Origin of the sequence: Burkholderia sp. BCC1985 (assembly GCF_905339915.1) — a bacterium.
In the GTDB taxonomy this organism is placed as follows: Bacteria; Pseudomonadota; Gammaproteobacteria; order Burkholderiales; family Burkholderiaceae; genus Burkholderia.
The window spans coordinates 49,849-63,127 of sequence record NZ_CAJPGY010000003.1 but is presented as its reverse complement, the minus strand read 5'-3'; the positions used below and the strand labels follow the sequence as shown (position 1 = coordinate 63,127).

Sequence of the window (13,279 nt, the reverse complement as noted above, 5' to 3'; positions counted from 1 at the left end):
TCGCTTCACACCGCCGCTACCGGACCGGAATCACCAGATGCTGGCCGGCCAGGATCAGGTTCGGGTTCGCGAGGTTGTTGCGGCGCTGGATCTCGCGATAGCGCTGGCCGCTGCCGAGCTTGCTCGCCGCGATCAGGTTCAGCGTGTCGCCGGCCTTCACCACGTACGTATGCTCGCCGGACGCGGCCGCGGTCGTCATCGTCTGGTCGCTGACGAAGTACTTGCGCAGCAGGTCCAGATACTGCGGCGACTGCTTGAGCTTCGCGATCGCGGCGTTCAGGTAGATCAGCAGGTCCTGGTCGTCGGCGCGCACGCCGATCTTGTACGCGATGTTCGAGCCGTCGAGCTTGGTCACCGCGAACTTCAGGTCGGTCCCCTTGATCGAGCTGACCGCGAACGGATAGTCGTAGACGAACGCGTCGACCGCACGGCCGTCGAGGCTCTTCGCGATGAATGCCGGATCGGAATCGTCGATCTCGACGAAACGGACGTTCGGATACTGGCGCGTGACGAACGCACGCACGTCCGGGTCGCCCTTCAGGATGCCGACCGTCTTGCCGGCCAGATCGTCCGCCGAGCGGATCGCGGAGCCCTGCCGCACGATCAGCGAATAGCCGAAATCGTCGACGTACGGCACCGAGTAGACGACGCCCGCCGGCGTGTTGTCCGGGAACGTCAGCCCGTCCATCGCGACGTCGACGACATGATTGCCCTTCGCATCGGTGTCGAGCAGTTGCTTCGGCACGCCCGGATACGTGTCGACTTCGTGACGCGTATCGACGACGATCGGCTTGCCGCCGCGCGAGAACGACGGATCGGCGAACAGCAGCCGCGCGAATTCGACGTTGAAGCCGTGCGGCGCGCCCTTGTCCTCGCCGAAGAACGGCTCGCTCGGGTTCTGCACCGAGACCCGCACGATGCCGTTTTCCGCGATCGATTTCAGCGTGTCGGCCTGCGGCGTGAAGCCGGCCGGCAGCACGTTGCCCGCCCCCGAGGGCTGCGCGGGCTGGCCTGCGCCGGCCGATTGCGCGGAGGCCGCGCCAGGCGCCGCGTCGTGCGCGGGAATCAGTGTCGACAGGCCGCCCTGGTGGACGATCCATACGCCGACGAGCACCACCAGGAACACGACTGCACCGAGAAGTTTTTTCATGGTTGCGTGCCTGCGGAAAGTTATTGTTGTTTCGACGGCAATGCGGCGGCCCGTGCCGCATCGGGGCCGGGCACGGGGGTGCCGTTCATCACCGCCTGCTGTTGCGCCTGCTTGACCTCGGGGTTGTCCAGCAGCGACGTCTCCATTTCGGAGAACGCCTTGTTCACCGAGCGCATCACCGAATCGACGGCCACGTCGGTCTTGATCTGCTCGAACGTATCGGCCGTCTGCCGGCCCGCGAGCTTGTTCATGTGCTGCGCCGCCTGCGACATGTCCCACATCGCCTTTGCGCGGTCGATCGCCGATGCGAAATTCTTCAGCTCGACCTGCACCTGCTTGTAGCGGCCTTCGCGGAACGCGAGCAGCTGCTTCATCGTGTCGAGCTGCGCGCGAAAGCGTGGCGCGTCGTCCGGATACTGCTTCTCGAACAGCTCGGTCTTGTCCTCGAAGTTCTTCACTTCGGTGCGGAACGCGGTGATGCTGTCCGCGAATTTCTGCGCCGCGTGGCGCTTTTCCGCGAGCTGGTTGATCAGCGTCTCGATCGGATTCGCCTGTGCTTCCTCGACGATCATCTTCACCTTCTGGTTCGCGAACTTCATCGCGACGACCGGCGCGAAATAGATCGCCCCGAGGCCGATCACGGCCGCGGTGACCAGCGCGATCACCCCCTTCAGGATGAACAGCGCGGCCGGTGCCGCGATCGCGACGCCGGCGACGATGATCGCCCATTTGATCAGCCTTGCCTTGCCACTCCCCGAACTGCCGTTTGCTTCATTCGAAAGCTGCGACATGAGTTTCTCTCCTTGAACCTCGAACTGAACTGCGTGCGTGTGCTACGTCATGCTCAATCGAAATGCTTCGGACTCCAGTGGCGCCGCGCGCGCGGGGCGGTCGGCGCCATGATGCGTGGACGCGTGGCGGCGGCGTCACGAGACACCGGTGCAGGCGTCATGCGCGATACGGTATTCAGGTGCGGCGGGCTGGCGCGCGACACGGCGGCGCCGATCGGCATCGTTCATCGGCGCGGCCAGCGCGCGAACGGGAAAGTGTACCGACGCACGGTACGAAACGGGATGACGGATACGTGACGCGACGGGCGTCGGGAGGATCGTGGTTCCGGCGGGCCGGTGGCTGCGGCGCCGGGATTCCGGTACGAGTGCGTGAAGGCTCATCGTTGTTCTTGTGCGCGTCGCTGATGCGGGAACGCGCGGCCAGCGCGCCCCGCTCCAAATGCACGCACGTATCCTGCGCCGACCGGCATGCAGCGTCAAGCGATCGGCGCGGTGCGTTGCCTTTCGCGAGCGCAAGCGTGCACGACGCGTCAGCTTTCGGAACGGTAAGGATGTTGCCGACGCAGCGATTCGCCGCGCTCGGTCCGACTGCCTCTAAACGACGCCGCCGTCCGTCCCTTCCGTCAGAAACTGCTCGACCATCGCGTTGAACACCGGCAGCGCCGGATTGTCGTTGTCCGCTCGCCACGCGAGATACAGCTCCGCCGCGACGTCGACGTCCGCAAGCGGCCGGAACACCACGCCGTCCACATGCAGCTCGCGCGCCGACGCCGGCACCAGCGCCGCACCCAGGCCGGCACGCACCAGGCCGAGGATCGTATGCGTCTGCCCGACGTAATGCAGGTAGTTCGGCAAGCGCCCTGCGCCGGCGAACATCCCCGAGATCATGTCGTGGAAGTACTTGCCTTCGTTCGGCGAATACGCGATGAACGGCTGGCGGTCGAGCTGGTCCGGGCCGATCCGCTCGTACGCGGCCAGCGGCGCGCCCTGCGCGACCGCGACGAGCATCGGCTCGCGTTGCACGAGCCGGTATTCGAGCGGATGGCGCGCCGCGCGCTGGCGCACGAAGCCCGCATCGAGCATGCGCGACGCCAGCGCGTCGATCTGCACCGTCGACACCATTTCACGCAGTTCGACGTCGACGTCGGGCAGCGCGTGCGCCGCATGCGCGAGCAGCGCCGGAATCATCCGGTACGCGCTGACGGCCGTGAAGCCGAGCGTGATGCGGCCGGCCCCGCCATGCGCGACGCGCTGCGCGGCCTGTTCGGCCCGCGCGGAAAACTCGAGGATGTGCCGTGCGTCGCGCAAGAAGCGCTCGCCGGCCGCGGTCAGCCTGACCTGCCGGCTGCTGCGTTCGAGCAGCGCGATGCCGAGCGCGTGCTCGAGCAACTGGATCTGCCGGCTGAGCGGCGGCTGCGTCATGAAGAGCCGCCTGGCCGCGCGCCCGAAATGCAGTTCCTCGGCCACGGCGACGAAGCAGCGAAGCTGGTTCAGTTCAATCATTCAAATCTTGAATCAATTGATAGCGTCTTGATGTTAGACCGATATCGATTCGATTCCTATACTCGGTTGCACCTGATGCGCGGCCCGCGCCGCGCACGCCGACCGAGACCCTCATGACCATCGACCTTCTGCTCACCCAGCCGCTTCCCGACACCATCGACGCCGAACTGTCCGCCCGCTACGCGGTGCATCGGCTGTATGCGGCCGACCAGCCCGACGCGCTGCTCGATCGCGTCGCATCGCGCATCCGCGGCGTCGTCACGGGCGGCGCGAACGGGTTGCCGGCCGCGTTGATGGCGCGGCTGAGCGCGCTCGAGATCATCGCGATCAACGGTATCGGCACCGACGCCGTCGATCTCGAGCTCGCCCGCGCACGCGGCATTCACGTGACGACGACGCCCGACGTGCTGACCGACGACGTCGCCGACATGGCGCTGGGGCTGATCCTGATGACGCTGCGCGACCTCGGCGCCGGCGAGCGCATCGTGCGCGCCGGCCGCTGGGGCAAGGCGGCGCAGCCGCTCGCGACGCAGGTGACGGGCAAGCGGCTCGGCATCGTCGGCCTTGGCCGCGTAGGACGTGCGATCGCGCAGCGCGCGCAGGCGTTCCGGATGCCGGTCAGCTATTTCGGCCCGCGCGAACACCGCGACAGCGGCTATCGCTACGTGCCCGACCTCGCCGCGCTCGCGCGCGACAGCGACGTGCTCGTGCTCGCGGCGTCGGCCGATCACGGCAACGTGCTCGTGACCGCCGACGTGCTCGCCGCGCTCGGTAGCAAAGGATTCCTGATCAACGTCGCGCGCGGCAAGCTCGTCGACGAAGCCGCGCTCGTGCGCGCGCTCGCCGACGGCACGATCGCCGGCGCGGGGCTCGACGTGTTCGCCGACGAACCGCGCGTGCCGGCCGCGCTGCTCGAACTCGAGCGCGTCGTCGTGCAGCCGCACCGCGCGAGCGCCACGCACGAGACACGCGAACGAATGGGCCGGATCGTGCTCGCCAACCTCGCCGCGTGCTTCGCGGGCCAGCGGCCGCCGACGAGCGTTACAGGCTGACCGCTGCACGCCCCTCCCCGACCAAGACAACATCCAATGAAACGCCTCCGTACGCCGGAGGCCAGGAGACTCGCATGCCCAATCGATCCAGCGGCGGCGCAGCCGTCGCCGCCTCTTCCACCTCTCCCGCCTCATCCGCCGCGTCGCGCACGATCGGCCGCGTCCGTTACACGGTCCTCGCGCTGATCTTCGCCGTCACCGTCGTCAACTATGCGGACCGCGCGACGATGTCGATCGCCGGTACCGGCGTCGCGCACGCCCTCGGTCTCACGCCCATGCAGCTCGGCATCGTGTTTTCGGCGTTCGCGTGGGCCTATGCGCTCGGCCAGATCCCGGGCGGCTGGCTGCTCGACCGTTTCGGCGCGCGCCGCGTGTATGGCCTGAGCTTGCTGCTGTGGTCGATCTTCACGATGCTGCAGGGCACGGTCGGCTGGTTCGCCGTGCAGGGGGCGGCCGCGACGCTCGCGCTGTTCGCGATGCGCTTCATGCTCGGCCTCGTCGAATCGCCGGCGTTCCCGGCCAATTCGCGGATCGTCGCGTGCTGGTTTCCGACCGCGGAGCGCGGCACCGCATCCGCACTGTTCAACTCCGCGCAGTACATGGCCGTCGTGCTGTTCACGCCCGCGATGGCGTGGCTCACGCATGCGCTCGGTTGGGAACACGTGTTCCTGTGGATGGGGATGCTCGGTGTCGCGCTGTCGGCGCTCTGGTTCGCGTGGTATCGCGAGCCGCACGGCCATCCGCGCGTGAGCAACGCCGAGCGCGACTACCTGCGCGCGCACGGTGCGCTCGTCGATCTCGAAGCGAACCGCGTCCGCGAGCGCTCGCGCCTGTCGTGGCGCGACGCGTCGCAGCTGTTCCGCCACCGCAACCTGTGGGCGATCTACATCGGCCAGTACTGCATCACCGCGCTCACCTACTTCTTCATCACGTGGTTCCCGATCTACCTGATCAAGGGGCGCGGGATGACGATCATGGAAGCCGGCTGGGTGGCCGCGCTGCCGGCGCTCTGCGGCTTCACGGGCGGCGTGCTCGGCGGCGTGCTGTCGGACTGGCTGATCCGGCGCGGCGTGCATCCGTCGCGCGCCCGCAAGACGCCGTTCGTCGTCGGGATGGCGCTGGCGACGCTGCTCGTGCTCGCGAACGGCGCGTCGTCGAATGCCGTCGTGATCGCGCTGATGACGATCGCGTTCTTCGGCAAGGGGCTCGCGGCGGTCGGCTGGGCTGTGCTCGCCGACACCGCGCCCGAAGGGATGGTCGGCCTGAGCGGCGGCGTGTTCAACGGTCTCGGCAACCTCGCGGGGATCGTCACGCCGCTCGTGATCGGCTACTTCGTCGCGCACACGGGCTCGTTCGCGGGCGCACTGTGGTTCGTCGCCGCGCACGGGCTGCTCGGCATCGCCGCCTACGCGTGGCTCGCCGGCCGCTTCGAACGGATTCGCGTCACGCCGGACGCGTGATACCGGGCGCCGCCGGGCGTGCGACCGGCGGCATCAGGCGCGCTGGCGGCTGCCCGGCATCGGCTCGACCGCAAGCCGGTCGAGTTCGCGCAGGTCGTTCTCCAGCGCGGGCGTGAGCGTCGTGCGCAGATGGTCGAGGAAGGTGCGGATCTTCGCATCGAGATAGCGCCGCGTCGCATAGACCGCGTACACGCTGACGGTCTGCAACCGATACTCGGGCAGCACGCGGATCAGGCGCCCCGCGCGGAGGTCGTCGAGCACCGTATACAGCGCGACGCACGCGATGCCGCGCCCCGCCCGCACCGCGACGCACAGCGCATCCGGCACGTTGACCTGGAACGGTGCCGGCTGCAGTTCGTAGACCGTCTCCTCGCCGTCGTCGCGCTCGAGCCGCCACTCGCTGGCCGGCGATGCCGGCGTATCGAGGCGCAGGCACACGTGGTTCGGCAGGTCGTCGGGCGTCTTCGGCGTGCCGTGCCGCGCGAGATATTCGCGCGACGCGACCAGCACGCTGCAACTGGTGCCGCAGGTCTGCGCGACGTAGCCGGAATCGGGCAGCTGCGACGCGGTCACGATCGACACGTCGTAGCCTTCCTCGACGAGGTTCGGCATCCGTTGCGCGAGCGTCAGCTCGACCGACACGTCCGGGTTGTCTTCCTGGTAGCGCACGATCGACGACACGACATGACTCTGCCCGAGCCCCGTCATCGCATGGATCCGCATCTTGCCGCTCGGCCGCAGCAGCGCGTTGCGGGCCTCGGCGTTCGCGTAGTCGAATTCGGCGAGGATCGATTTCGCACGCTCGAAGTAGCGCTCGCCGCTTTCGGTGAGGCCGAGATGGCGCGTCGTGCGATGCAGCAGGCGCGTCTGTACGTGGGCTTCGAGGTTCGACACCGCGCGCGACACCTGCGCGGTGGTCGCATCGATTTCTTTGGCGACCGCGGTGAAACTGCCGGCTTCGACAACGCGCACGAACAGGCGCATGTTTTCGAGCATGTCCATTGAATTGGCTTGGGGAGTGTCGGTGGGGAAACGTCGGCGGCGCTCGCGTCAGACGGGAATCGGCGCGTGCGCGCGAACCACGCGCAAGCGATCACCATGCCGGGGAACGGGCGGGAGAGCGGGCATCGCGTGCGTGGTTGTGGCGTATCGGGGAATTCGGTGGCCCGAATTGTACGCCGCTGCAGACAAATTTGCGCGGTCGCAGGGCAGTCAGGCTTTCATCCGATGAAAGGTTCCTGCAAGACGGATGCGGCGCGCGCAGGCAACGCGTTGATGCAGCGCGACAATTTATATCACGACGCGATATAATTCTCGACGTCCTCGCGCTGCGTCATGCGCATCGTCATGTTTACCGCTCAATCGTCCATGTCGTCAGGCTCCTCCCCGTCGCGCCGCACCTTCCGCCAATGGCTGCACAGCTTCATTCCCCATCCGATGACGCTCGGCTGGCGCGAGCGCATGCGCTCGTGCGCGGGCGCGCTCGTCGGGATCGCGACGGTCGGCGTCACGATGCGGCTGCTGCCCGGCGTGCCGGGCCTCGTGCCGCTGCTCGTCGCGCCGATGGGCGCGTCGGCCGTGCTGCTGTTCGCGGTGCCCGCGAGTCCGCTCGCGCAGCCGTGGTCGATCATCGGCGGCAATCTGGTGGCGGCGACCGTCGGCGTCGCCTGCGCGCAGTGGATCGCCGATCCGATCACGGCCGCCGCGGTCGCGGTCGCCCTCGCGATCGGCGGCATGTTCGCGCTGCGCTGCGTGCACCCGCCGTCGGGCGCGGTCGCGCTGACGGCCGTGCTCGGCGGCCCGGCGATCCACGCGCTCGGCTTGCGCTTCGTGGTCGAGCCGATCGCACTGCAATCGGCGATCCTGCTGTCGGCCGCGCTCGTGTACCACGCGCTGACCGGCCACCGCTATCCGCACGGCGGCGTGCGCCACGACGCGAAGCCGCAAGGCGGCAGCGCCGCGCCGGCACGCGGCGGCTTCACGCGCGCCGATCTCGACGCCGTGCTGAAGCGCCGCGGCGAATGGCTCGACGTCGACCCGGACGACCTCGAAATGCTGCTGCGCGAAACCGAGATGCAAGCCTATGCGCGCACGTTCGGCCAGCTCACGTGCGCCGACCTGATGACGAAGAACGCGATCGAAGTCGCGCCGTCGACGTCGGTCACGGCCGCGCTGACGCTGCTCGACCGCCATCGCGTGAAGGCGCTGCCCGTCGTGGACGGCAGCGATCGCCTGGTCGGCATCGTCACGCGCGCCGACCTCACGCGCCCGTTGCGCCGCCCGGTCCCGCTGTGGCGGCGGCTGGCCGCGCGGCTGCCGCAATCGTTCGGCGGCCGGCCGCCCAGCGTCGCGACCGTGATGACCCGCGACGTCGCATCCGTGCCGCAGACCATGCCGATCACCGCGCTGGTGCCGCTGTTTACGCATTCGGGCCATCACCACATCCCGGTCGTCGACGCATCGCGTCGGCTCGTCGGCATCATCACGCAGACGGATCTCGTCACCGGCCTGTACCGCCAGACGCAGATGCTCGAAGCCGCGTAACGCGGACGCTCAACGGAGCCGACGATAGCGCAATGTATCCATTTCGCCGAAATTCGGCCGCTTATATCATATTGTGATATATTTCGCGTTACCGAAACTGCTGCCCGACCGACCGCAATGACCGATATCCGACGCGCGCTGACCAAAAGCGATTTCCAGCAACTGTCCGAGTTCCGCTACCAGATGCGCCGTTTCGAGCGCTTCTCCGAACGCGCCGCGCAAAGCGAAGGCGTGACGCCGCTGCAGTACCTGCTGCTGCTGCACATCAAGGGCTATCCGCACCGCGAATGGGCCACCATCGGCGAACTCGCGGAACGCCTGCAGGCGCAGCATCACGGCGTCGTTGCGCTGGTGACGCGCTGCGAGGCGCTCGGGCTCGTGAAGCGCAAGACGAGCGAAGCGGACCGCCGGCAGGTCGAGGTCCACCTCGAGGAAGCCGGCGAGACGCTGCTCGCCCACCTCGCGGCCATGCATCGCGCGGAACTGAAATCGCTCAAGGGCACGTTCCAGGTTCCGCAGATCAATAACTGACCCTGGCTTTACCGACCTATCCTCACGCCGATGAACGCACCGCACAAACGCGACTTCTCGACCAACGAACGCCTGCCCAGGATCGCGTTGCTCGCTGCCGGGATCGGCTTGCTCGGCACGCTGGCGGCGTTCGTGCTGTCGAGCCTGATCCACCTGTTCACGAACCTGTTCTTCTTCCAGCAGTTTTCGTTCGCCGACCGTTCGCCCGCGCACCACACGCTCGGCGCATGGGTGATCGTCGTGCCGGTGATCGGCGGGCTGATCGTCGGGCTGATGGCGCGCTTCGGTTCGGAGAAGATCCGCGGCCACGGCATTCCCGAAGCGATCGAGGCGATCCTGTTCGGCAAGAGCCGCATGTCGCCGAAGGTCGCGATCCTCAAGCCGCTGTCGTCGGGTGTCGTGATCGGCAGCGGCGGACCGTTCGGTGCCGAAGGCCCGATCATCATGACGGGCGGCGCGCTCGGCTCGCTGATCGCGCAATGCGTGCACGTGACCGCCGCCGAGCGCAAGACGCTGCTCGTCGCGGGCGCGGCCGCCGGCATGACCGCCGTGTTCGGCACGCCGGTCGCCGCCGTGCTGCTCGCGGTCGAACTGCTGCTGTTCGAATGGCGTCCGCGCAGTTTCCTGCCGGTCGCGCTCGCCTGCGCGGTCGCCGGTTTCGCCCGCGCCGTGTTCTTCGGAGTCGACCCGCTGTTTGCGCTGACCACGGCGCCGCCGACGCCCGTCGCGCTGCTGTCGTGCATCGTCGCGGGCCTGCTGTCGGGTGCGCTCGCGTGCGGCCTGTCGGCCGCGCTGTACCGCGTCGAGGACACCTTCGCGAAGCTGCCGGTGCACTGGATGTGGTGGCCGGCGCTCGGCGCGATCGTGATCGGCATCGGCGGCTGGCTCGAGCCGCGCGCGCTCGGCGTCGGCTACGACGTGATCGGCGACCTGCTGCACCAGCACATCGCGCTGAAGATCGCGCTCGCACTGTTGACCGTGAAGGCCGTGATGTGGGTGATCGCGCTCGGCTCCGGCACGTCCGGCGGTGTACTCGCCCCGCTGCTGATGCTCGGCGCGGGCCTCGGCACCGTGCTGTCGCCGGTGCTGCCCGGCGGCGATCCGGCGCTGTGGCCGCTCGTCTGCATGGCCGCGACGCTCGGCGCCACGCTCGGTGCGCCGCTGACCGCGATCGTGTTCGCGTTCGGCCTCACGCACGACGCGAACGCGCTGCTGCCGCTGCTCGCGGCGACGCTCGTCGCGCACGGCTTCGCGACCGTCGTGATGAAGCGTTCGATCATGACGGAAAAGATCGCGCGCCGCGGTTACCACATCTACCGGGAATACGGCGTCGATCCGCTCGAACGCCATGACGTGGCCGAGGTGATGACGCCGGCCGACGATCTCGTCTCGATCGACGGCGCCACGACGCTCGACGCCGTCGAGTCGCAGTACTTCGGCGCGAAGCAGACGCACCGTGCGTACCCCGTCGTGCAGAACGGCCGCCTGATCGGTCTCGTCGATCGCGCGACGCTCGACGCGCAGCGTGCGCAAGCCGGTCCCGGCGCGGCGCTCGCGAACGCATTCATCGATCGTGCGCCGCCCGTCGCGCACGCGCACGAAACGTGCCGCGTGGTCGCGTCGCGGCTCGCGATGCTCGGCCTCGAACGCCTGCCGGTCGTCGACGATCCGCAATCGCTGCGCATCATCGGCATCGTGTCGCGCAGCGATCTCATCAAGCCCGCGCTCCAGCACTTCGACGACGAACACAAGCGCGAACGCTTCCGCCCGGTCGTACCGGTCAACCTGCGCGACGCCGGTGCGCGCAAGGCCAGCTGATACGTACCGCGCGCTTCACCGTCTCCCGCCGTTCCGGATCGGCGCGCGCCCTCCGCGCCGGTTCGCATTCCGCCGCGTCCGGCGTTTGAACTTGGTTGACAATTCATCGGACGAAAGTTTGTCATCATGGTGCTCATGCGACGGGGCCACCCTTTCAGCCATTCCACTTCGTCATCCAATAAAGAAGCGTCGCGGCGCGACATGCAGATACATGCAGCACGCCGCGGCCGTCAATCCGCCACACCACAGGGCAGCGAGCCGACCTCACGACGCATGACGTCGTCGCCGCGTCCCCGCCTCCACGCGGGCCGTGCGCGACCCATGCCGCATCGCAACAGAACGGACAGCATCCGGATTGTCGTTTGGCAAGCGTGTTAACAACTTGTTTCGGAATCGCCGGAACCGCATTTGTCCGATGCAATCTCACAAGAACGCAGTTCAAGTTCTGCTGCGCGTCCCGCTCAATCAATCACGACTCGAGGGAGATAAAACGTGAACGTGAAATACTTACCGCTCATCGCATTGACCGTGGCAATTTCCGCACACGCAGCCGATCCGGCCATGCAGAACGTGGGGCAAAGCCAGAAGTCCGCGGAGGACGTGTCGGCGTGCATCGCAAAGACCTGGGCCGACAAGTCGCAGCAACAGGTGGTCACGCAGAACGTGCTCGCCAACGGCCTCGCGACCGATGTCTACGTCCCGGGCCAGCAACCGCCGAACGGCGCGGCCGCGATGGTTCGTCCGGCGTCGAAGCCGGGCGCGAAGACGTGGGTCGGCATGCGTGGCGACGCCGCTTCCGCGGGCGACATCAACGCCTGCCTGTAAGCTCCGCGCCGGACAGCGTTGCGCCGTCCGCATGCGACAAGCCCCGCTTCGAGCGGGGCTTTTTGTTTGGGCGCATCGGCCGCGCGCGCATGCCGCGGCCGGTGCTCATGCGCTTACAGGTAGCTGCAGACGTAGTCGAGCGTCTCGAGCACTTCGATGTCGAAGCGGCTCTTGCCCGGCACCGAGAACGACTCGCCGGCGCCGTAGGTTTGCCATTCGCTGCTGCCGTCGAGCTTCACGCGGCACTTGCCGGCCTGCACTTCCATCAATTCGGGCGCGTCCGTGCCGAAGTTGAGCGCGCACGGCAGGATCACGCCGAGCGTCTTGCGCGTGCCGTCCGGGAAGAGCACGGTATGCGACACGCACTTGCCGTCGAAATAGACGTTCGCGCGCTTGACGACCGATACGTTGTCGAATTGGGTTGCACTGGTCATGTGATGCCTCTGATTGCTGGATGCCGGATGGCGTGTTGTCGGAAGCCGGCCGGAACGGCGGGCCGGCCGCTATGATACCGGCTCGCGGCGAGCGCGCCGCGAGCGGGAATGGTCCGCGGTGCGCGGCAGATGTTCAGGATCACTACGCGATGCATTGCCCGACTCATCGGAGCCCCTTGCGCCGCGCGGAATCGCGCAGGCAGTCGAGCAGCATCGACGCGGCCGGCGTGAGCGGGCTGTCGCGACGCGTGACGACCTGCACGGACACGCCGGGCAGCCGCTCGCGGATCGGCAGCACCGCGAGCTGGTCGCGCGCCCACTCGCCCTGCAGCAGCTGTTCGGGCATCGACGCGATCAGGTCGCAGCCCGTCATCAGGCTGTGCGCGAGCCCGAAGCTCGGGCATTCGACGACCCGCTGCGGCACCGGCAGCCCGTACGCGACGAACGAGTTGAACAGCACCTGGGTCGAGCTTTCCGGCGACGGATTCATCAGCCAGTCGGCCTCGACGAGATCGGCCAGCGACGTGGCCGATGCGAGCGGATGCCCCTTGCGCGCGACGATCAGCGATCGGCTCGCATAGAGTTCCGCGTGGTCGAACTCGGCCGCCAGCAGTTCGGGCACGACGACGGCGACCGCGAAATCGAGCGAGCCGTCGTGCAGCCGCGGCAGCGCGACGCCGGGAAACCCTTCGATCAGATTGACGCGCGCGACCGGAAAGCGCCGCCGGAACGCGCGAAACGCGTCGGGCAGGATCGTCACCGCCGCGGCCGGCGTGATCGCCGCCGCGACCGAGCCCGTCATCGCGCCCTGCGCCTGCTCGATATCGTCGCGCGCCCGCTGCATCTCGGCGACGATCAGCCGCGCGCGCACCTGCAGCTGCTGGCCGAACGCGGTGAGTTGCACGCCGCGCGCGGTGCGCACGACGAGCGACACGCCGAGCGCGATCTCCAGCTCCTTGACCGCCTTCGTCAGCGCCGCCGGCGACACGTTCAGGCGCCGCGCAGCCGCGCGGATGCTCCCTTCGTCCGCGACGGTGACGAACGCTTTCAGCTGATGGTATTTCATGGCGGCATGCGTGATTCGTGGAAACCCGACGCCCGGCCACGCGCAGCGGATCAGGGTATTCCCGAGCGGCAACCGGTGGTGAGCACCAAAGCAATTTAGCAGCTT

At 67.9% G+C, this 13,279-nt stretch carries 13 protein-coding genes; 7 read left to right on the top strand and 6 right to left on the bottom strand.

All coding sequences use genetic code 11. From position 1 onward, the window contains the following. Positions 1-16: 16 nt before the first annotated feature. Positions 17-1,150, bottom strand: a complete 1,134-nt coding sequence (locus U4Z31_RS03720) for a LysM peptidoglycan-binding domain-containing protein (RefSeq protein WP_321809458.1) — start codon at positions 1,148-1,150, stop codon at positions 17-19. Positions 1,151-1,170: 20 nt separating this feature from the next. Further along, on the bottom strand, positions 1,171-1,941 hold the full coding sequence (locus U4Z31_RS03715; RefSeq protein ID WP_044843303.1) for a hypothetical protein: 771 nt from the start codon (positions 1,939-1,941) through the stop codon (positions 1,171-1,173). A 12-nt stretch (positions 1,942-1,953) separates the two neighbouring features. Here U4Z31_RS03715 and U4Z31_RS03710 point away from each other — a divergent pair, with 12 nt between their 5' ends. Continuing rightward, positions 1,954-2,238: a hypothetical protein gene (locus U4Z31_RS03710; protein WP_321809457.1), complete on the top strand. Its 285-nt coding sequence runs from the start codon at positions 1,954-1,956 to the stop codon at positions 2,236-2,238. Between the two features lie 297 nt (positions 2,239-2,535). Here the strand turns inward: U4Z31_RS03710 and U4Z31_RS03705 are convergent, their stop codons facing one another. Further along, positions 2,536-3,444: a LysR substrate-binding domain-containing protein gene (locus U4Z31_RS03705; protein WP_044843301.1), complete on the bottom strand. Its 909-nt coding sequence runs from the start codon at positions 3,442-3,444 to the stop codon at positions 2,536-2,538. Between the two features lie 113 nt (positions 3,445-3,557). On the opposite strand from U4Z31_RS03705, the gene U4Z31_RS03700 reads away from it, so the two are divergent. Then, positions 3,558-4,496 (top strand): 2-hydroxyacid dehydrogenase, encoded by a 939-nt coding sequence (locus tag U4Z31_RS03700; RefSeq protein WP_044843300.1) that lies wholly within the window; start codon positions 3,558-3,560, stop codon positions 4,494-4,496. Positions 4,497-4,570: 74 nt separating this feature from the next. Next, complete coding sequence (locus U4Z31_RS03695; RefSeq protein ID WP_321809456.1) at positions 4,571-5,956, top strand: MFS transporter; 1,386 nt, start codon at positions 4,571-4,573, stop codon at positions 5,954-5,956. Positions 5,957-5,989: 33 nt separating this feature from the next. Here U4Z31_RS03695 and U4Z31_RS03690 read toward each other — a convergent pair whose 3' ends face one another. Beyond that, a complete protein-coding gene (locus U4Z31_RS03690; protein ID WP_044843298.1) occupies positions 5,990-6,958 on the bottom strand; it encodes a LysR family transcriptional regulator in 969 nt (322 codons plus the stop codon). Positions 6,959-7,324: 366 nt separating this feature from the next. Between U4Z31_RS03690 and U4Z31_RS03685 the strand changes: the two genes are divergently transcribed. The 4 genes from U4Z31_RS03685 (at position 7,325) to U4Z31_RS03670 (ending at position 11,674) form a co-directional block, all read left to right on the top strand. Further along, a complete protein-coding gene (locus U4Z31_RS03685; protein ID WP_321809455.1) occupies positions 7,325-8,500 on the top strand; it encodes an HPP family protein in 1,176 nt (391 codons plus the stop codon). A gap of 117 nt (positions 8,501-8,617) precedes the next feature. After that, entirely contained in the window at positions 8,618-9,031 is a 414-nt protein-coding gene (locus U4Z31_RS03680) for a MarR family winged helix-turn-helix transcriptional regulator (protein WP_044843296.1), read from the top strand. Between the two features lie 30 nt (positions 9,032-9,061). Next, the gene (locus U4Z31_RS03675) at positions 9,062-10,849 is read left to right on the top strand and encodes a chloride channel protein (protein ID WP_321809454.1); all 1,788 of its coding nucleotides are present in this window, start codon (positions 9,062-9,064) and stop codon (positions 10,847-10,849) included. A 492-nt stretch (positions 10,850-11,341) separates the two neighbouring features. Then, positions 11,342-11,674, top strand: a complete 333-nt coding sequence (locus U4Z31_RS03670; protein ID WP_185643516.1) for a hypothetical protein — start codon at positions 11,342-11,344, stop codon at positions 11,672-11,674. A 113-nt stretch (positions 11,675-11,787) separates the two neighbouring features. Here U4Z31_RS03670 and U4Z31_RS03665 read toward each other — a convergent pair whose 3' ends face one another. After that, on the bottom strand, positions 11,788-12,108 hold the full coding sequence (locus U4Z31_RS03665) for a pyrimidine/purine nucleoside phosphorylase (RefSeq protein WP_006478890.1): 321 nt from the start codon (positions 12,106-12,108) through the stop codon (positions 11,788-11,790). A gap of 163 nt (positions 12,109-12,271) precedes the next feature. Next, positions 12,272-13,174 (bottom strand): LysR substrate-binding domain-containing protein, encoded by a 903-nt coding sequence (locus U4Z31_RS03660; protein ID WP_044843294.1) that lies wholly within the window; start codon positions 13,172-13,174, stop codon positions 12,272-12,274. Between the last annotated feature and the right edge of the window lie 105 nt (positions 13,175-13,279).